Origin of the sequence: Exiguobacterium sp. s163 (assembly GCF_018617135.1) — a bacterium.
Lineage (GTDB): Bacteria > Bacillota > Bacilli > Exiguobacteriales > Exiguobacteriaceae > Exiguobacterium > Exiguobacterium profundum.
This window is the reverse complement of sequence record NZ_JACSJN010000001.1, coordinates 1123184-1142838: the sequence shown is the minus strand read 5'-3', so window position 1 is coordinate 1142838 and position 19655 is coordinate 1123184. Positions and strand designations below refer to the sequence as shown.

The 19655-nt window shown below is 49.0% G+C and carries 17 protein-coding genes; 14 read left to right on the top strand and 3 right to left on the bottom strand.

What is annotated here, in order from left to right:
* Positions 1-13 precede the first annotated feature (13 nt).
* A complete protein-coding gene (gene mgtE, locus KNO71_RS05875) occupies positions 14-1372 on the bottom strand; it encodes a magnesium transporter (RefSeq protein ID WP_078147777.1) in 1359 nt (452 codons plus the stop codon).
* Between the two features lie 322 nt (positions 1373-1694).
* Here mgtE and arcA point away from each other — a divergent pair, with 322 nt between their 5' ends.
* The 8 genes from arcA (at position 1695) to cydC (ending at position 13353) form a co-directional block, all read left to right on the top strand.
* Positions 1695-2924 (top strand): arginine deiminase, encoded by a 1230-nt coding sequence (gene arcA, locus KNO71_RS05870; RefSeq protein WP_031422019.1) that lies wholly within the window; start codon positions 1695-1697, stop codon positions 2922-2924.
* A 21-nt stretch (positions 2925-2945) separates the two neighbouring features.
* Positions 2946-3974, top strand: a complete 1029-nt coding sequence (gene argF / locus KNO71_RS05865; protein ID WP_078147776.1) for an ornithine carbamoyltransferase — start codon at positions 2946-2948, stop codon at positions 3972-3974.
* Positions 3975-4026: 52 nt separating this feature from the next.
* Positions 4027-5502, top strand: a complete 1476-nt coding sequence (gene arcD, locus KNO71_RS05860) for an arginine-ornithine antiporter (protein WP_214685280.1) — start codon at positions 4027-4029, stop codon at positions 5500-5502.
* Positions 5503-5516: 14 nt separating this feature from the next.
* Positions 5517-6479, top strand: a complete 963-nt coding sequence (arcC, locus tag KNO71_RS05855; RefSeq protein WP_214687644.1) for a carbamate kinase — start codon at positions 5517-5519, stop codon at positions 6477-6479.
* Between the two features lie 163 nt (positions 6480-6642).
* Positions 6643-8985, top strand: coding sequence for a glycoside hydrolase family 31 protein (locus tag KNO71_RS05850; protein ID WP_214685282.1), 2343 nt, complete (start codon positions 6643-6645; stop codon positions 8983-8985).
* A gap of 116 nt (positions 8986-9101) precedes the next feature.
* Positions 9102-9791, top strand: a complete 690-nt coding sequence (locus KNO71_RS05845) for a Crp/Fnr family transcriptional regulator (RefSeq protein WP_074035511.1) — start codon at positions 9102-9104, stop codon at positions 9789-9791.
* A gap of 122 nt (positions 9792-9913) precedes the next feature.
* Complete coding sequence (gene cydD, locus KNO71_RS05840) at positions 9914-11638, top strand: thiol reductant ABC exporter subunit CydD (RefSeq protein ID WP_078147772.1); 1725 nt, start codon at positions 9914-9916, stop codon at positions 11636-11638.
* The gene (cydC, locus tag KNO71_RS05835; protein WP_214687642.1) at positions 11635-13353 is read left to right on the top strand and encodes a thiol reductant ABC exporter subunit CydC; all 1719 of its coding nucleotides are present in this window, start codon (positions 11635-11637) and stop codon (positions 13351-13353) included. The genes cydD and cydC overlap by 4 nt, the downstream gene beginning before the upstream one ends.
* Positions 13354-13605: 252 nt before the next feature.
* Here cydC and KNO71_RS05830 read toward each other — a convergent pair whose 3' ends face one another.
* Positions 13606-14130, bottom strand: a complete 525-nt coding sequence (locus KNO71_RS05830) for a hypothetical protein (protein ID WP_214685288.1) — start codon at positions 14128-14130, stop codon at positions 13606-13608.
* A 128-nt stretch (positions 14131-14258) separates the two neighbouring features.
* Complete coding sequence (locus KNO71_RS05825; protein WP_214687640.1) at positions 14259-15335, bottom strand: diguanylate cyclase; 1077 nt, start codon at positions 15333-15335, stop codon at positions 14259-14261.
* Between the two features lie 224 nt (positions 15336-15559).
* Here KNO71_RS05825 and KNO71_RS05820 point away from each other — a divergent pair, with 224 nt between their 5' ends.
* From KNO71_RS05820 to KNO71_RS05795, 6 genes are all read left to right on the top strand, one after another.
* Entirely contained in the window at positions 15560-15742 is a 183-nt protein-coding gene (locus KNO71_RS05820) for a hypothetical protein (RefSeq protein ID WP_031422036.1), read from the top strand.
* 82 nt (positions 15743-15824) lie between these two features.
* Positions 15825-16775 carry a peptide-methionine (S)-S-oxide reductase MsrA gene (msrA, locus tag KNO71_RS05815; protein ID WP_214687638.1) on the top strand — a complete coding sequence of 317 codons (951 nt, stop codon included), beginning with the start codon at positions 15825-15827 and terminating at the stop codon, positions 16773-16775.
* A gap of 13 nt (positions 16776-16788) precedes the next feature.
* Positions 16789-18075 carry a DUF2252 domain-containing protein gene (locus tag KNO71_RS05810; RefSeq protein ID WP_214687636.1) on the top strand — a complete coding sequence of 429 codons (1287 nt, stop codon included), beginning with the start codon at positions 16789-16791 and terminating at the stop codon, positions 18073-18075.
* Between the two features lie 62 nt (positions 18076-18137).
* Positions 18138-18416, top strand: coding sequence for a DUF5327 family protein (locus tag KNO71_RS05805; protein ID WP_214687634.1), 279 nt, complete (start codon positions 18138-18140; stop codon positions 18414-18416).
* Between the two features lie 108 nt (positions 18417-18524).
* Complete coding sequence (locus KNO71_RS05800) at positions 18525-18890, top strand: rhodanese-like domain-containing protein (protein ID WP_214687632.1); 366 nt, start codon at positions 18525-18527, stop codon at positions 18888-18890.
* 114 nt (positions 18891-19004) lie between these two features.
* The gene (locus tag KNO71_RS05795) at positions 19005-19637 is read left to right on the top strand and encodes an HAD family hydrolase (RefSeq protein WP_031422042.1); all 633 of its coding nucleotides are present in this window, start codon (positions 19005-19007) and stop codon (positions 19635-19637) included.
* The last annotated feature ends 18 nt before the right edge of the window (positions 19638-19655 follow it).

Genomic DNA, 19655 nt, shown 5'->3' with positions numbered 1-19655 from the left:
GTTCTTTCGAATGTCAAAAAAACTGAAGCATAGACGTCGCAACCGTGAAGTAGATGATGAGCCCTAGGTTGTCCATCAATGTCGTGATGAACGGTCCGGAAGCGACAGCCGGGTCTAACTTCAGGCGATTGATGAGAAGCGGGACAACCGTGCCGATCATTGTGGCGACACTGAGTGCGGCAAAGATGGAAACTCCGACAATGAAACCGATCAGCATGTTGTCATACAGCAGCGTGATGACGCCAAAGATGACAATCATACACGCAATCCCTAAGATGATGCCGGTTCCGAGTTCGCGTCGAATCATCTTCATAACGTTCTTTCGATTGATGGTCCCGAGTGCAATTGAGCGCACAGCGACGACGAGTGATTGCGTGGCTGCGTTCCCGGCAGAGCCCATGACAAGTGGCATGAAGACAGCGAGAAGCACAATCGTTTCGAGGGTGTCTTCGAAACCGCCAATCGTCGAAGCTGTAATCATGCCGAGAAACATGAGGCTGACAATCCAAGGGGCACGTTTTTTCGCTGCTTCAAGCGGACTCATGTTGATATCAGACGAACCTTTCGTCGCGGAGAGTTCTTCAAAGTCTTCTGTCGTTTCGCGCTCGATGACATCTAATATATCATCGACCGTGATGATGCCAAGTAGCTTTTGCTGATCATCGATAACGGGAAGGGCCAACAAATCGTACTTCTGGACAATCCTGGCCAAGTCTTCCTGGTCGGTCATGACGTTTGCCGAAATGACGCGGAACCCCATGATGTCTTCAATTTTCGCCTCGAGCGGTGCGACAATTAAATCACGTAAGGAGACAACACCAACCAGTTGGTGCGCTTGGTCGACCACATATAAGTAATAAATCGTTTCGGCATCTGGTCCGAGTTCACGCAACTCTTCAAGGGTCAGTCCAACCGTCTTATCAGCTTGAAGGACGACAAACTCAGTTGTCATGAGCGATCCGGCCGTTTCTTCCGGATACTGCATCAAATCTTTGACTTCTTGTTCCTCAATATCATCCATCTGCTCGAATAGCGTGTCCATGAACGCATCGGGTAGTTCCCGCATCAAGTCGGCCGCGTTGTCCGAATACATTTCATTCAAGATTCGGACGGCATACGACTGAGGTGTTTCTTGGATAAATGTACATTGTTCCTCTAACGTCAGCTTTTCAAATAGATCGGTGAATACCTCAGGGGAGATGGTTCGATACACGAACGACCGCTCATGTTGATTTAGTTCGATAAAATGATCCGCCTGTTCACCCGGGTGAAGGGAGAGAAAGAGATCTTGAAAATCGACCGGGTCTCCCTTTTGAATCAATGTACGAAGCGCTGCTTCATGTTCGTTGTATTCCGTTTCTTCAATTTTCATATGCTCACATCCTGATCTCTCACGTTTTCAATTTCATTTACGGTGAATAAAAAAAGTTTTCTACATTTTTTAGGGCGATACTATACATCAGCCATACATCTTATTTCCCTTTGCCATCGTCCTGATTTCTAGAGCATTGTTTGTTCATTCACATGAGTGAACATTTATTCATATCAATGCGGAATCGGCAACAGGTGAACTGTCGGATTAGACATTCGCAAATTTGGTAAAGTGATAAGGTAAGGGTAGTCACACACCCGAATCACAAGGAGGAAGCGAGATGATCTCAATGACGAATCAACCGATTTCACAAGATACGACGCTGAAACATCCGATTCATGTGTATTCAGAAATTGGAGAATTAAAAACGGTATTACTGAAGCGACCGGGTCGGGAGTTAGAGAACCTTACTCCAGAATATTTAGAGCGCCTCTTGTTCGATGATATTCCCCATTTGCCGGTCATTCAAAAAGAGCACGATTATTTTGCGAGTGCGCTTCAAAATCGTGGTGTGGAAGTCCTTTACCTCGAAAAACTAATGGCCGAAACGTTATCACTCCCTGGTGTGCGCGAAAAGTTTGTCGCGGATATCTTATCGGAGTCCAAATCAAATATCAACGGTTCTTACGAAACATTAAAAGAGTATTTACTCGATTTTGATAACGAAATGTTGATAGAGACGGTGATGGCCGGTATCCGGAAATCGGAGATCAAGCCAGAAAAACGCCGACATCTGCATGAAATGATTGAAGACACGTACCCCTTCTTTTTGGATCCAATGCCAAACCTCTACTTTACACGAGACCCGGCCGCTGCAATCGGTCACGGACTCTCCATCAACCGCATGAAAGAACCGGCACGTCGCCGTGAATCGCTCTTCACGCAATACATTATGCGCTATCACCCACGCTTTGCGAAACATGATGTTCCCATCTGGTCGGACCGTGATTATCGGTTTGCGATGGAAGGGGGAGACGAACTCGTCTTGTCGAAAGAAGTCGTCGCCATCGGCATCTCGGAACGGACGACCGCGCAAGGCATCGAGCGTGTCGCCCTCAACCTACTCAAGCATGGAGACAGCTTCAAAAAAGTCATCGCCATCGAAATTCCAAAATCACGCGCCTTCATGCATCTTGATACCGTCTTCACGATGGTCGATCATGATAAATTCACCATCCATCCGTTCATTCAAGGACCGGAAGGGAAGATGAACATTTTCGAGCTCACGTTAAACGCGGAAGGTGAACTTCAGATTGCCCAGCACTCGGATTTGTTGAAGGTGTTAAAAGACGTCCTCGGCTTACAAGAGGCGACGTTGATTCCTTGTGGTGGTGGCGATCCAATTGCGGCAGCCCGAGAACAATGGAATGATGGATCGAACACGCTCGCCATCGCGCCGGGTGTCGTGGTCACGTATGACCGAAACTATGTCTCGAATGAGTTACTTCGTAAAGAAGGCGTCGAAGTGATTGAAATCATGTCGAGTGAACTATCACGCGGACGTGGGGGTCCACGTTGCATGAGCTGTCCGATTATCCGACAAGACATCTAAATGTGATAAGGAGGAAGCAGTATGTCTACAACGTTCAATTTTGATTTGAAAGGTCGTCATTTTTTATCGCTAAACGAGTTTTCGGGTGAAGAAATCAACTACTTGATCGATTTGTCTGCTGCATTCAAACGTCAGAAAAAACAAGGTGTTCCACATCGGATTTGTGAAGGTAAAAACATTGCCTTGCTCTTTGAAAAACCATCGACGCGGACGCGTTGTGCGTTCACGGTCGCTGCCATCGATTTAGGGATGCATCCCGAATATTTAGGCAAGAATGACATCCAGTTCGGGAAGAAAGAATCGGTGCGCGATACCGCGATCGTCCTTGGACGCATGTTTGACGGCATTCAGTTCCGTGGCTTCGCCCACGAGACGGTCGAAGGTCTTGCGAAAGACGCAGGCGTACCGGTATGGAACGGCTTGACCGACTTGTATCACCCGACCCAAATCTTGGCTGACTTTTTGACGGTGAAAGAACAAAAAGGAGAACTTGCCGGAATCAAATTCGTATACGTGGGCGACGGACGGAACAACATGGGCAACACGCTGTTGATCGGTGGTGCAAAAGTAGGAATGGATATGCGGATCTGTGCACCGAAATCGCTCTGGCCATCTGACGAAATCGTGAACTATGCGAAGTCGGTCGCTGCTGAAACCGGTGCTGTGATCACCTTGACGGAGAGCATTGAGGAAGCGATGGATCAAGCGGACGTCGTCTACACGGATGTCTGGGTATCGATGGGCGAGGAAGCGGCATTCGCAGAACGGATTGAACTGTTGCGACCATATCAAGTGAACATGGACATGCTTCAAAAGAGTGGCAATCCAGACATCATGTTCTTACATTGCCTCCCTGCCTTCCACGACTTAGAAACGGAAGTCGGTCGAGCGATTCACGAACAGTACGGTTTGACGGAAATGGAAGTGACCGATGAAGTGTTCCGCAGTCGTCATTCGTTCGTATTTGATGAGGCGGAAAACCGGATGCATACCATCAAGGCGGTGATGGCGGCGACGCTCACGGAGACACGCGAATGGCTTGATCGTTGACGAGGAGGGGATTCCCCCTCCCGGTTCAAAATAAGCGAAAGGGATGAGTAGAATGTCTACGAAGTTGGAGCATGACTCAGGTGGTTCGGCTGGAGTACATCCTGACAAGCAAGACAAGCGGTTAGGTCTCGGAGCGTTGACGGCACTTGTCGTCGGATCGATGATTGGTGGTGGCGCCTTTAACTTGGCTGCCGATTTGGCGCAAGGTGCGAATGCGGGTGCCATTCTCATCGGGTGGGTGATTACAGGGATCGGGATTATTGCGCTCGGTCTCAGCTTTCAAAATCTGACGATGCGCCGTCCTGATCTCGATGGTGGTGTATATAGCTATGCACGGGCAGGCTTTGGGTCGTTCGTCGGATTTAACTCGGCCTGGGGATATTGGTTGTCTGCCTGGCTCGGGAATGTGGCGTATGCCACACTGCTATTCAGTTCGGTCGGTTATTTCTTCCCGATTTTTGAAGGGGGACAGAATATCGCGTCGATCATTGGCGCATCAATTATGCTGTGGCTCGTGCATACCCTCATCTTACGTGGGGTACATGAGGCGTCGATGATCAACATCGTCACGACGATTGCCAAACTCGTCCCAATTTTTGCATTCATTACGATTACCTTGTTCTTCTTTAATCTCGAAAACTTCACCTTCGATTTTTGGGGACAAGGCGGTTTCTCGTGGGGAAGTGTGCGTGATCAAGTCGTTTCGACGATGCTCGTGACGCTTTGGGTCTTTATCGGTGTGGAAGGAGCCGTCGTGCTATCCGGTCGTGCTCGGAAACGTTCGGACGTCGGGAAAGCAACCGTGATTGGGTTGCTCGGTACGCTCGTCATTTATTTGCTCATTTCTATCATGTCGCTCGGTCTCATGACTCCCGAAAATGTAGCGAACGCCTCGCAACCAGCGATGGCATATTTGCTCGAGTCAGCGGTCGGTCCGTGGGGTGCGATGCTCATCAACGGGGGACTCGTCATCTCTGTCCTTGGTGCATGGCTCGGTTGGACGCTGTTAGCGGCAGAAATCCCATTCGTTGCCGCCAAAGATGGAGTCTTCCCGAAATGGTTCACGAAAGAGAATCAAAATCAAGCTCCTGTCAATGCCCTTTGGCTAACAAATGGGTTGATTCAGCTCTTCCTCTTCACATTCTTGATTTCAGATGCCGCATATAACTTTGCCTTTTCTCTCGCTTCGAGTGCGATTTTGATCCCATACGTGTTCTCGGCCTTTTATCAAGTGAAAGTGGCGAAGAACGGAATCGGATACAGTTCCGGTGAACGAAAAACACGCGATTTAGCGATTGGATTGGTCGCTTCCGTTTATGGACTATGGCTCATATACGCCGCTGGCATCGATTATTTACTTCTCACTACACTTTTATATGCACCGGGAACCCTTCTCTACATGAAGGCGCAACGTGAAAATGGCATCAAGTCACTCACTAAAACGGAATGGATGGTCGCCGGTGTGTTGACCGCACTGGCCATCTTCGCAGTCGTACGTATACTATCGGGTAATATCTCAGTCATTTGATCGGGGGTATGGATATGGAGAATAAACGTGTGGTCATCGCCTTAGGCGGGAATGCGATTCAGCAAGGCAAAGATGCGACAGCCGAAGCACAAATACAGGCGGTTGAGGCGACGGCGGAATCTCTCGCTGCACTCATTGCGGAAGGAGTCGAGGTCATCATCACGCATGGGAACGGTCCGCAAGTGGGAAACCTGATGTTGCAACAAGCCGCATCAGACAGTCCAGCCACACCAGCGATGCCGCTTGATGTCTGTGGTGCGATGACGCAAGGGATGATTGGATACTGGTTTGAAAACGCATTGACCAAAGCACTGCGTGCACGTGGCCTTGAACAGCATGTGGCCTCGCTCGTGACACGAAGCATTGTCGATCCAAACGATAGTGCGTTTCATCATCCGACTAAGCCAATCGGTCCATTTTATACGGAAGACGAGGCACTTCATCTCGAACGGACGACGGGTTATGTCTTCAAAGAAGACGCAGGACGGGGGTATCGTCGTGTAGTCCCGAGTCCAATCCCTATGAAAATCGCCGAACACACCGTCATTCGAACACTCGTTGAAGCGGGGCACATCGTTGTCGCTTCCGGTGGCGGTGGCATTCCGGTCATGGAGACAGCGGATGGATACGTCGGCATCGAGGCGGTCATCGATAAAGATTTCGCGGCTGCGAAATTGGCTGACCTCGTCAATGCAGACGTCTTACTCATTTTGACGGCTGTCGAACATGTGTATGTCAATTTTGGGAAGCCGGACGAGATGGCACTTCAAGAAACGTCGAAAGAACAGATGGAGACGTATATCGCTGAAGGGCAGTTCGCGCCAGGCAGTATGTTGCCGAAAGTAAGAGCGGCGCTGCAGTTTGCCGAATCCGGTACGAACCGTGTCGCCATCATCACGTCGCTCGATCAGGCTGTAGCCGCCATTGACGGAGAAGCTGGCACACGTGTCCGTCTGGCCCCATCACTCCAACAATAAGAATGTGTCGCAGACGTGAAGCGTTTGCGACTTTTTTTGTTTTCTGCCCGGGTTCAAGGGGAAGGAAGGTTGTATGCCAAAAATGAGATTGCTATCATATTCAGTGTAAACGTTTGCACTAATTTCAGGAAGGAAGTGACGGAGAGCGGAAACGCTCGAATGTATGCGCCTATTCGAAGAAAATCATGTGTACCAGTCGTGGATGAGACCAAAAGCAAGAGAAGGGGCAATCGTACAAGGAAGCTGTTATCGCTTCACCGTATTGACGAGTCAGTTGATTCGAATGGAATATGCGGAGGACGGTGTCTTTGAAGACCGCGCCACCCAAGTGGCGTGGAATCGGGAATTTGACGTTCCACAATTCCGAGTGATTGAAGATGAGACAGAACTCCAAATCATCACCGAACATGTCCATTTGTATTATACGAAAGGTCCGTTCGCGCCGAACACGCTCTACGTGGACGTGAAAGGGAACTTTAGCACGTATTATAGCCGCTACATGTTCAACGGTCCGGAGCGGACGCTGAAAGGGACGGCGCGGACGCTCGACCATGTGGACGGGGCGACGGAGTTAGAAGAAGGGATCCTCTCCAAACAAGGGTATGCGATCATAGATGATTCATCCTCGTTTTTGATGACAGATGATCGCTTCGTCGAGCCGCGACGAAAAGGGATCCATGACATTTACTACTTCGGATATGGTCATGACTATAAACAGGCACTTCGAGACTTTTACACGTTGACGGGTCCGACGCCGATGCTCCCTCGTAAAGCGCTCGGGAACTGGTGGAGCCGCTACTGGCGATACGACGAAAAGGAGTATAAGGCGTTAATGCGCCGTTTCAAGTCAGAAGATGTCCCGTTCTCGGTCAGTGTCATCGATATGGACTGGCACGTGACGGACATTCCCGAAGAGTACGGGAGTGGTTGGACGGGCTATTCGTGGAACAAAAACTTGTTTCCCGAACCGAAGCGTTTCCTTAACTGGCTAAAGGATGAGGGAATGATGGTGACGTTGAACCTGCATCCCGCGGACGGTGTCCGTGCGTTTGAAGATCAGTACGTGGCGATGGCCGAGGCCATGGGCGTCGAACCGGAATCGGGGGACCGAATCCCATTCGATTTTTCAGACAAACGATTCATTCAAGCATATTTTGAGCAGATGCATCATCCACATGAGGCGGATGGCGTTGATTTTTGGTGGATCGATTGGCAACAAGGGTCGACCTCGAAGATGGAAGGACTCGATCCGCTATGGATGCTGAATCATTATCATGCCATCGACATCGCCCGTGACGGCAAACGCCCGCTCATTTTCTCTCGTTACGCAGGACCAGGGAGCCACCGTTACCCGGTCGGATTTTCAGGAGACACGATCATCTCGTGGGCCTCGCTCGCCTTCCAGCCGTATTTTACAGCGACAGCGACAAACATCGGTTACGGTTGGTGGAGTCACGACATCGGAGGGCATCATCGTGGGAAAAAAGACGATGAGCTCGCCGCGCGTTGGGTCGCATACGGGGTGTTCAGTCCAATCATGCGCCTCCACTCGACGTTCAGCACCTTCAACGGGAAAGAGCCTTGGCGTTTCGGGATCGAAGCCGAACAGTCGATGAAGCGATTCTTACGTCTGCGTCACGAGCTCATTCCTTATCTATACACGATGAATTATCGTAACCATGTCAATGCGTTACCGCTCGTGCTGCCGATGTATATCGAACATCCCGATGACGAAGCGGCTTATCAAGTGCCGAATCAGTTTTATTTTGGCAGTGAACTCATTGTGTCCCCGATTGTCACGCCGATGGACCGAAAGCTCCACGTCGCCGGAACGAATGTCTGGCTGCCAAAAGGAGAATGGTTTGACTTTTTCACAGGACATCGTTACGAAGGCGACAAGTCGATTCGTGTGTTCCGTGGACTCGATGGACAACCGGTCTTCGCCAAAGCGGGTGCCATCGTTCCCCTCATGCCGCATCAACCGCATGCGAACGAGACGGGAAACCCGAGCGAGCTAGAAGTACTCGTCTTTCCAGGTGCCTCGAACACGTTCACGATGTACGAAGATGACGGGGAAAGCCGGGATTATGAGACAGGTGCCTCACTTGAAACGACGTTCACGCTCGACTGGGAAGCGCGGACGCTACACATCGAGATGTCAGGAGACCTGACCCTCGTTCCGGCGAAGCGGACATTGACCGTTCTTGTTCGAGGCGTTGTCGGGGAAGGGGACTATGACGCTGAGACGCAGACGTTACACATCCCGATTGGTGAATTGAAGCAGGAGCAGACGGTGACGCTCCCCGTCGATGTGACACAGAACGCCCATCGACTTGACCGTCTCTATCGATTCTTAGATCGCGCGGAAATCGCCTACGATTTGAAAGATCGGTTGTACCAGATGGCGACGACGAAGACGCGTCTCGAGGCCTGGCTGTTTGACCTCCATGCGTTAGAACTCGATCGAGATTTGCAAGACGCGCTATTAGAACTGATGTTGGACTGAAAAGGGGGGAGACCCCCTTTTGTCATGTCAGAAAACTGTCGGATTTTGAAAGCGGTATCATTCTGAATCCATTTATACTTAAGGTAGGGGATTTAACTAGAAATGAGGGGATACAGATGCGACATAAGTGGACGATTGATGATTTACGGCAGTTGACACTGTTTGCGAACTGTTCGAGTCGAGCGCTTGAACAGCTCGTCCCGCACGTCTATTGCCGAACGTATCGAAAAGGACAGCTCCTATTCATGGAAGGAGACCCGCGAGAGCGCGTGTATTTCTTAATGAGTGGATACATCAGACTTGAACGGATGAACGAGCATGCGACGCATCAATATGCGGACTACGTGAAGCCCAAACAGTTCTTTCCGTACAATGGTTTGTTCACGGAGGAAGACTACCGTCATACGGCAGAAGCGGTGACGGATATTGACGTCATCTATATCCCGACCGACCGATTCGAGCGGTTTGTATCCACACAGTCGAACATGCTGCTTTATATCATTGGACAGATGAATCGTATTTTAGATTTACATGAACGACGTGTCCAAGAGATCATTACCCCGAGCGCGAAAGAACGTGTACTCAATACCATCCATTTTTTGATTGAAGATTTAGGTGAACCGGATGAGCAAGGGGTACGTGTCCGCTGTCCGTTCACGGCGATGGAACTATCTCGTCTATCTGGAACGTCTCGAGAGACGGTTTCTACGATTTTAGCGAAGCTTCGCAAAGAAGAGGTGCTTCGAATGGATGACCACCAACTTGTAATCGGGCATCCTGAATACTTTGAGCAAGACTTCGATTGACGCCACTCAGGAGAGGGCGTCTTTTGCATGTCGGAACGAGCGGAGCGTTCGCTTCAAGACGTGTCATATTGTATAATTAGTGATGAATCTCACAAAGCAATCGGATTGTGAATAGAGAAAGGATGAATGCAGTGAAACGACTGCAAGCCCTTGCGTTCGCCGAGCGAGGTCACATCATCGGACTCGTGTTATCCGCGGTCATGATTGGACTATCGATTTTGGCGCAAGCGTATTTAATCGTCGACATCGTCGACCGAATCTTTTTAAAAGATGAATCATTTGAAACCATCATTCCGGCGTTGCTTTGGCTCGTCGTCGCCCTATTGGCACGAGCACTTTTTGGATACGTCTCCGGACGAATCGGAGCGAGTTTATCGGAAAAAGCGAAACGGGCGTTACGTCTGCAATTACTAGATCGCTATGCCACGAGCCCGGTCGAGTCCTCTTTGACGGGACAATCTGGGAAGAAGGTCAGTGTGTTCATGGATGCTGTTGACGAGGTTGACGCCTACTTCAGTCAATATTGGCCACAAGTGATTCAAACCTCGATTATCCCGCTTCTGATTTTGGTTGTCGTCTTCAGCCAACATTGGATTTCAGGTGTCATCATGATGGTGACGGCACCGTTTATCCCTTTGTTCTTTATTATCATCGGGATTGCGACACAGAAAAAATCTGAGGAACAGATGGAGAAGATGAATCAATTTTCCGGAAAGTTTTTGGATGTCTTACAGGGTTTGACGACACTTAAACTCTACAATCGGACCGAACAAGAAGCGAAAGCGATTGAGAAGAGCAGTCTCGACTTTCGGGATGCGACGATGGTCGTCTTAAAGACGGCATTCTTATCTGGCCTCATGTTGGAATTCATCTCCATGCTCAGCACCGGCGTTGTAGCACTGGAAGTCGCGCTACAGATGGTCGTTTGGGAGAACCTGACGTTCTTCTCAGGATTCTTGATTCTTGTGTTGGCGCCAGAGTATTACTTGGCCATCAAAGACCTGGGCAGTGCCTTTCATACGGGACGTGGCAGTATGGGCGCAGCAGACCGAATCTTTGACGTATTAGACGCCCCGGATGATCGCATTCAGTGGGGGACAAAGTCGCTTCGTTCACGGACACCGGACCTCGAGCTTGAAGAGATATCGTTTGAGTACGCTGGTGGACGCTTTTCCCTTCAGCCATTGAGTGGTCGCATCTCGTCCGGCACCCACCTTGCGTTAGTCGGCGCGAGCGGTTCCGGGAAGACGACTGTCCTTAACGTGATCTCAGGACTTTTGCAGGTGAAATCAGGGCGCGTCCTCGTGGATGGCGAACCTTTGCATACGTATGAGGAATCTGCCTGGTATGGAAATATTGCGTATATCTCTCAAAACCCGTATCTGTTCGCCGGGACACTCGCCGAAAACATTGCTTTAGGTGAAGTAGCTGACGAGAGTGCGTTACTCGAAGCAGCCGAGGCAGCTGGACTATCCGAGGTGATTGACCAGTTGCCGAACGGGATCTGGACAGAACTCGGAGAAGGTGGATTTGGACTATCCGGTGGGGAACGGCAGCGCCTTGCACTCGCACGTGCTTTCTTTAAGCGACCTGGTATTTTATTGTTTGATGAACCGACGACCGGTCTCGATTTGAAAACAGAGCGGATTGTCAGACGCTCGATTGAAGAGCTGTCAAAAGGTGCAACGTTAATCACGGTTGCGCATCGTCTGCATACAATCAAAGAGGCAGACACGATTTGGTTCATGGATGATGGGAAGCGAATCGCAGAAGGGACGCATGAAGTGTTACTCGCTGTCCCAGAGTATGCGGAGTTGTTTGCACTTCAGAAAGGGGTGAGCCGATGAACTCGCTTTGGACGATTACAAAATGGATGATGCGCGAAAAGAAAGACATCCTCCTCTCCATCTTCTTTGGATATGCAGCAGGGATTGCAGCGGTCGCCCTCTTCGCGGCAAGTGGCTATCTCGTATCACGGGCAGGGCTCGTCCCGCCCCTGTATGCACTCATGGTACCGGTTGTCTTAATTAAACTGTTCGGTGTCATCCGGGCAGGAAGCCGTTATCGGGAACGCCTCGCCTCACACCGGGCGACGTTTACGATTTTAAGTGAGTTGCGCGTCCGGTTCTATCGTCAGTTAGAGCCGCTCGTTCCGTCCATCTTTGCGAAATATCGGAGCGGCGATTTGCTCGCACGCGTCGTCGGGGACGTCGAGAGTCTTCAAAACTACTTCCTTCGCGTGTTTTATCCGCCGATCATTCTCGTACTCGTCTTTTTGAGCACCATCTTCTTTGTCACCTTCTTCTCGTTTGCGGTCAGCCTATGGATCTTGTTTGGTGTACTCGTTACAGGATTCTTGATTCCGCTCGGATTTGCACGAATCCGTGCCCATCACGATGAGACGATTCGTGGATTGCGCGGAGATGTGTCGATTCAATTGACAGAGATGCTGTTCGGATACCGGGATTTAAAACTTCATCACCAACTCGATCGCACGAAACAAACTGTCTATTCGCATAGTGAGCGTTACATGGAGGCAGAGCGGAAAGACACGACGAATCAGTTCTTCAATTCGGCGCTCGTCGTTGCCGCTTCCTTATTCGTCTCATGGGGCGTCTTGGCCATCGGTGCGTATCAGGTGGTAAATGGAGACCTGAACGGGTTGTTCTTGGCAATGCTGATCATGATGTCGCTCACAGCGTTTGAGAATACGACGCCGATGGCCGTGTTCCCAGGTCACTTTGCAGACAGCAAGCAAGCAGCGGATCGTTTGTTTGAAGTGACGGAGCCGAGTGAAACGATTGAGGCGCGTGAGGCGAAACGTCAAGACGTGACGTTTACGGCCGCACCGTCCATTTCATTTGACCATGTTCGCTATCGCTATCCAGACACGTATCGAGATGTGATAGATGAGGTAACGTTACACATACCGAGCGGTTCGAAGACGGTAATCGTCGGACCGAGCGGGTCAGGGAAGTCGACGTTACTTCAATTGCTAATGGCTTTCGTTCGGACGGAAGACGGCACGATTCGGTTGGATGATTACAATATGAACGATGTCAAACAAACATCTATTTGGCAACATGCAAGTGTTGTCTTGCAAGACAATCATTTCTTTTACGGAACCGTACGGGAAAACCTGGCGTTAGCCGGTGACTTCGCAGATGAAGCGATGAACGTAGCACTTGAGCGCGTCCGTTTGTCATTCTCGCTAGACGAACCGGTCCTGGAGAAAGGGGCAAACTTGTCAGGTGGAGAACGTCAGCGCCTCGCCATCGCACGGGCACTTCTTAAAAACGGACTTCTTTGGTTGCTTGATGAACCGACATCGGCACTCGATGCAGGAACGGAGGCCCATGTCTTTTCTGAATTGCTACAGCAAGCCGGAACAGGCACACTCATTCTTGTCAGTCACCGTTTGACGGGTCTCGAAACGTTTGATCAGATTATCGTCATGGAAGCTGGACGGATCGTCGAGGTCGGTTCTTATGAGGAATTGATGACGAAACGTGGCATGTTCTATGAATTGAAACAAATCGAACAAGAAGTGTTCGCATCATGAAAAAGACGAGCAGCCCCGTCGGTGGGCTGCTCGTCTTGTTTATGGCAAATATGGGTGCAACAAATGGGGGTTGTCGCAATGCTTTCAAAAAGAGTGTCGTGGAGGGGAATCCACGTGACGTGATATGTTTGGGGAACGTGCACGCCAAGCTTTTGGGAAGCTACAACTAGAGTATAGTTGATAACGATTCTCATTGTCAATAAGAATAATAAAAAATCCATACGTGCGAACACGCATGGATTGGGTCATGAATTAATTCGAGGCTAGGCCTTTTTGAACCGTGAATCGAATCAAACTGAACAAGTATCTCGTGAAGAAGAGAGCGAACGCATAGAATAGCGCAATGAACGGTGACTGAAGATCAATCCCCGGGATGTTCATCAAGAACTCTAGAACGAGAATAGAGAGTAGGAATACGTAGAGAGCGGCATCTAAATAAAGTGGCATGAGACGACCGCGTTGATGCCAAAATGTGCGGACGAGTGGTGCCACGGTCATCCCGATGATCCGTTCCGCAAAGCCGATACTGAGAACGGCGATGATGAATGCTGGGATCGTGTTAAAGCTCACCAAATCCGAGAATACAAAACCTGAAATCAACAAGAGCGGACCGATGATAATCATCATCGAAAGTGAGGTCCGGAAGAAAATCCACATGTTGTTCTGAATCGAACGAATCCCCCCGATTGCCGATTGTTGAAGTGTCTTTCCACGTCTATAATCAATCGCGAACGAGCCGATAAACATAATTCCAAATAAAGATAACAAAACTGACATGAACGATGTTTCCCCTTTTCTGAATAAATCATGATGTATCGATCTGAATCAAAGTCTAGCCTAGTTTAACGATTCATTTCGAGAAAGTAAAGCGAGAAAACGCGCTCAAGTGTGAAGAGTTTGACACATTAAGAGGCGAGGATGAAACGATTCCGACCGGACTCTTTTGCGTGATATAACGCTTCATCTGCATGTTTTAACACACTGTCGATTTCAATATCATTCGAATGGCAAGCTCCAAGCGAAACAGTGATGTGGAGCGTACCGGCACTCGTCTCGAACGGGAACGTTGAAACCTTTTCTCGAATAGATTCAGCAAGCTGCGATACTTCTTCTCGATTAGCATGGGGCATGACGATTAAAAATTCTTCGCCGCCGAAGCGACCGACTAAATGGCGCTCATTGCTCTCATTCACGAGGAGCATGCCGAGCTCGCGCAAAACATCATCTCCGACGTCGTGACCGTATGTGTCATTCACCCGTTTGAAATGATCGATGTCGACCAAAATCAATGCGTATTCTTCTGCCTCGACCGTCAAGTTGGCCATGGCTTCGTTCAAGAGACGCCGATTGGCAATCCCGGTGAGCGCATCTGTACGCGCTAGTTGCTGTTGATGTTGGACGTTCTCAAAGTGACGGCGTAGTTCGAGCAGTAATCGATAGGCGGCGCAAGCTCCCCCGTAAGACATTAACATGTAGACGATTAAGACGGGATAGAACAAGTTTAGTGGAAGCGCGGCATAAAGCGCTGCCCCAAAAATGGCAATACTGATCGTAGTGAATACGAGCAAAGTAGGCCGAGTATTATCCATGCGTTTCCGTAAAAGACTTGTTAAGACAACTAACGTAACTATTGTGGCGATGGCTAGATAGAGACCGAGCATGGTACCATTTGTAAAGAACAGAACTAGGGAACGACCGATTAATAATATGATACCTGCGACAGCACCACTCACCCATCCCCCGAATAGAACGGCAAGCAAAACGGGAATATTACGTAGGTCGATGAGTATCCCCTCGAGCGGTAAGGCATTTACCAAAAGGAGGATGGCAATCAATCCGGTCTGTACCCCGAGTAAAACCCTTCCTTTCAAAGGAGACTGTGGAGTTAAACGAGGTCGATTGCGAAACGGTAAAAAGGAAATCGTGAAGAGCGTGAACAAGATACACAGGTTGATAAAGAACGCATTAATGATTGTGAGCATCAAAACTCCCCCTTATCCTGTATGGGAATATTTAGTTAAAGTATAAAGCATCTTGTCAAAAACAAACAGGATTAACCTGTGACCTCACGGAGAGCTTACCTTCATTAAGGTTCAATCCCGATTCTAATCGATCCATTTCGGTAGAACAGACATGTTTCAACTTTTAGAACTTTCGTTATGGAAAATCGAAAGTTTGGTATGATAAGAGAAAAGGAGGACTGTCCGTGCGTTACTGGGATCATTTTAAGCGAGCGTTTATTCCGATTGCGCTCATTTTGATTGGATTAGCGATCTTTTATACTTTATCAGCTCGAGATAACATGGTGTTGACGCTTTTAGGGGCTGCGATTGTTGGAGTCATCTTATTTTTGGTGATGCGTCATGTGAATCAGGTGGAAGAGGACTGAAGCGAGAACACATTTTGTGGTTCTCGTTTTTTGTTGTCTTGCCACATTTTTGGGTACACTACAAAGTAAGGAGGGATTTATCATGGCAAAAGCTACATTTGCGGGAGGCTGTTTCTGGTGCATGGTCAAACCGTTTCATAAATATGAGGGAGTGGAGCGTGTCATTTCTGGATATACAGGAGGACATGTCGACAACCCGACGTATCAACAAGTCTGTTCGGAGACGACAGGACATTTAGAGGCGGTTGAAATCACATTTGATCCAGAAGTCATTTCGTATGAGGAGTTGCTACGCATCTATTGGCGTCAAATCGATCCGACAGATGGCGGAGGGCAGTTCAATGACCGCGGTGAATCGTACCGTCCAGCCATCTTCTATCATTCAGAAGAGCAACAGGCTGCAGCGGAGCGTTCGAAACAGGAAGTGGAAGATTCGGGTCGCTTCGATCGTTCGATTGAAGTCGATATCCGCCCTGCGAAAACGTTCTGGGAAGCGGAAGACTATCATCAAGACTACTATAAAAAAAATCCGTTCCGCTATGAGATGTACCGTGTCGGTTCAGGACGCGCGAAGTTCATCAAAGAGGCATGGAGCGATCGTAAACAACAACAAGCACTTCGTGAACGCTTGACACCGATGCAGTATAAAGTGACGCAAGAAAACGGGACAGAGCCACCGTTCCAAAATGAATATTGGGATGAAGAACGAGAAGGGCTGTACGTGGATATCGTTGACGGGACACCACTCTTCACATCGCACGATAAGTTTCAGTCGAATTGCGGATGGCCGAGCTTCTCACGTCCAATCGAGGAGAAGCGCGTCGATTTGAACATGGACACGACGCATCACATGGTACGGACAGAAGTCCGTTCAAAACAAGGGGACAGTCACCTTGGTCACGTGTTTGATGACGGTCCAAAAGAGCTTGGTGGCTTACGCTATTGCATCAACTCGGCCGCTCTCCGATTCGTTCCTGTAGAAGAGCTTGAAGAGGCGGGATACGGGGAATATAAACACTTATTCAACAAGTGAAGGGGAGAGCCGTATGTTCACAGCCGTCAAACAACAAATTCGGTGCGAGACGATTGGGACCGTCCTTGATTTTTACGACCAGTCGATTCGACAGCTTTCGGAAGAGGCGAGACAAGAGAAGTACGCGAAGATGAGTTCAAGCCCGTTCTCGTTCTTTCGAGGGAGCTCACACTTGTTCTACTACGACTTTGCGAAAGTACCGATCGCCTTTGACACAGGTCCTGACCATCCGACGTTTATTCAAGGAGACTTACACTTTGAAAATTTCGGTGTGTTCGAAGACGGGGCCGGTACCATCATCTATGACGTGAACGACTTTGATGAGGCGTATATCGGGTCCTATCTGTTCGATTTGTTGCGGATGGCGGTCTCTGTCGATTTGTTCGCCGCCGAGTCAGGATTCGACGGCAAGGCAGCCATTCAAGCGTTTGCTGAGTCCTATGCCAAAGCCATTGAAAAACATGCGCTTGGATGGAGTGAGCATATTCAATTCACGAAAGATAATACGTGTAAAGCGGTCAAAAAAGTCATAAAAAAAGCGGAAAAGAAGAAAGATGAATTCATGTCCGAACGGACGGAGGTACGGGACGAGGAACGTTATTTTTCGACGAGTGACGACCTGCTCCCCGTCTCTTCAGAAGTACGGGAGAAAATTGAAGCGGCATGGGGCGATTATCTGTCTTCATTGTCAGACCAACACCGACATCATGCTGATCACTACGAAATCAAAGATATCGCCATCAAACTTCAGAGCGGCACGGCTTCGATTGGTTTAGAACGCTACTATATTTTGATTGAAGGTGCCGACGAAGAACATGATGAAGATGTTATTTTAGAGATGAAGCAAGCACAGTCCGCCGTCCCGTCTCTCTTTCTTCCGACACATCCGCTGTTTGAGAACGGATTGTCGCATCAAGGCGCTCGTGTCGTCGCCGCACAACGAGCAATGGTCCACAGTCGTGACCCGTATCTCGGCTATTTGACAATCGACGATAAAGAATATTATGTGAGGCAACGTTCTCCGTATAAGCGGAAAGTGAAAGCGAAACACATGAAAGATGAGACGTCGCTCATTGAGACGTTGAAAGTGCAAGCGCAAATCACGGCGAAGATTCACGCACGGGCCGATGCGTCATCGAATGTGCTCGATTATACGGCAAGCGAACGAATCGCGGCGGCAATCGGTGACTCCCCGTCCCTGTTTATTCGACAGTTATCGAGATGGGCTGATTTTTATGCAAATCAAGTTCGTTTTGACTATGACGCCTTTTTAAATTGGGTCGAGTCAAGGAATCGTTAAAGATACTTGCGAATCGAGGATGAAATCCTTCACAATGGAAGCGTAAAGGATGTGTACGGACTATGATTACAGAACAACAAGTCATCGCCCAAATGCGTCAGGTGATGACACAGATTGAGTCGTCAATCGGCGAAGCGCAAAAGCGTCATTTGGCAAAGTTAATGGGTTTTTGTGAACTCTTGTTAGCGGAGACGTCTGAAGCAAAAAGCGTTGGGGCATCACAGTCCCCGACCGTGACAAGTGAAACGAAACCTCCGCTTGATCGTCAGATGGCCGCTTTTCTCGGGATTCCCATGGAAGAAGACGAACAACCTAAATCCGATTCATTGCTCGATTTTTGAACCACATGTGATGCACATGTGGTTTTTTTGTGGATTCATTTTCATTGACTTAAATACCATAGGGGGTATAATGGGTACAAGAAACGAAATGTAAATGGAGGCGTGAATATGTTGGACTTTCTTTTTGTGGCAGTCGTCATTGGACTTGTGTATTTCTGGTGGAGTCGTCGTAACAATGTCAAAACGGTTTCGACAGACGATTTAAAACGGAGAATCGCAGAAGAACGGAACATTCAATTGTTGGATGTGCGTGAGCCGCATGAATACCGCGGGGGACATATCAAGCAGGCGAAAAACATACCTTTATCCGGATTCGGTAATGCTCAAGCGAAATATCCGAAAGAAAAGGAGCGTCCTGTCTATGTCATCTGTCAGAGCGGGATGCGTAGCCAACGTGCGGCAGCGATGCTGAAGAGTGCCGGATATACCGACGTCTATTCTGTAAAAGGTGGCATGAACTTCTGGCGTGGATAATAGAGGCGACTGGACGAATCGGTTCAGTCGTTTTTTTGTCATCACGTTTTCTCTTTTGCATTTTCGGGGATTCTGCTACGGTAAGGAGAGAGTGAAAGAGAGGGGATCAATCCAATGGCAGTAATTTTATTTGATATCGATGGCACGTTAGTAGATACGACCGGACCGATGACAAAGGCGATTCATGAGGCACTAGAGGAGCTTCCTCATCTTCCGAAACCGAGTGAAGAGGCGGTCCGTTCAGGATACGGCTTGGCAGGTAACGCGTTTTGGGAGCATGTCATCCCGGAAGCGACGCTTGAGGAGATTCGTCTCATTCGCAGACTCCGTCATACGACGCTTGAGCAAACGATGGAAGGACAAAATGTCTTATTTGACGGAATTCGTGAGATGTTGGAGACACTTCACGAGCAAGGTCATACGCTGACGACAGCGAGTAACTGCGGTGTTCATTATATGAATTTGATTTTAGATACGCAACAGATTCGTCCATATATGACGGCACCCGAATGTTTAGAATCTGTTGGGGGCGAGAAGAAGGCAGACATTCTGACAGCGCACCGTGTCCGGCACGGAGAGGCGGACTATATTATGGTCGGTGATCGTAAATCGGATGTCGAGGCGGCTCGCGCCCATGACTTTCCCGTCGTCTTGACAGGGTTCGGATTCGGCAATGAAGAAGAGTGGGCACTTGCGGATCACGTGATCCAGTCTCCACATGATTTAGTCGAGTGGGTCAACCGATAAGAAAAGGCTTGTCGCATA

What these genes read in the sequence shown, in the direction of transcription:
- mgtE (WP_078147777.1), bottom strand. Translation starts at nt 1,372, where the DNA reads ATGAAAATTGAAGAAACGGAATACAACGAACATGAAGCAGCGCTTCGT.
- argF (WP_078147776.1), top strand. Translation starts at nt 2,946, where the DNA reads ATGTCTACAACGTTCAATTTTGATTTGAAAGGTCGTCATTTTTTATCG.
- arcD (WP_214685280.1), top strand. Translation starts at nt 4,027, where the DNA reads ATGTCTACGAAGTTGGAGCATGACTCAGGTGGTTCGGCTGGAGTACAT.
- arcC (WP_214687644.1), top strand. Translation starts at nt 5,517, where the DNA reads ATGGAGAATAAACGTGTGGTCATCGCCTTAGGCGGGAATGCGATTCAG.
- KNO71_RS05850 (WP_214685282.1), top strand. Translation starts at nt 6,643, where the DNA reads ATGCGCCTATTCGAAGAAAATCATGTGTACCAGTCGTGGATGAGACCA.
- KNO71_RS05845 (WP_074035511.1), top strand. Translation starts at nt 9,102, where the DNA reads ATGCGACATAAGTGGACGATTGATGATTTACGGCAGTTGACACTGTTT.
- cydD (WP_078147772.1), top strand. Translation starts at nt 9,914, where the DNA reads ATGAATGCAGTGAAACGACTGCAAGCCCTTGCGTTCGCCGAGCGAGGT.
- cydC (WP_214687642.1), top strand. Translation starts at nt 11,635, where the DNA reads ATGAACTCGCTTTGGACGATTACAAAATGGATGATGCGCGAAAAGAAA.
- KNO71_RS05830 (WP_214685288.1), bottom strand. Translation starts at nt 14,130, where the DNA reads ATGTCAGTTTTGTTATCTTTATTTGGAATTATGTTTATCGGCTCGTTC.
- KNO71_RS05825 (WP_214687640.1), bottom strand. Translation starts at nt 15,335, where the DNA reads ATGCTCACAATCATTAATGCGTTCTTTATCAACCTGTGTATCTTGTTC.
- msrA (WP_214687638.1), top strand. Translation starts at nt 15,825, where the DNA reads ATGGCAAAAGCTACATTTGCGGGAGGCTGTTTCTGGTGCATGGTCAAA.
- KNO71_RS05810 (WP_214687636.1), top strand. Translation starts at nt 16,789, where the DNA reads ATGTTCACAGCCGTCAAACAACAAATTCGGTGCGAGACGATTGGGACC.
- KNO71_RS05805 (WP_214687634.1), top strand. Translation starts at nt 18,138, where the DNA reads ATGATTACAGAACAACAAGTCATCGCCCAAATGCGTCAGGTGATGACA.
- KNO71_RS05800 (WP_214687632.1), top strand. Translation starts at nt 18,525, where the DNA reads ATGTTGGACTTTCTTTTTGTGGCAGTCGTCATTGGACTTGTGTATTTC.
- KNO71_RS05795 (WP_031422042.1), top strand. Translation starts at nt 19,005, where the DNA reads ATGGCAGTAATTTTATTTGATATCGATGGCACGTTAGTAGATACGACC.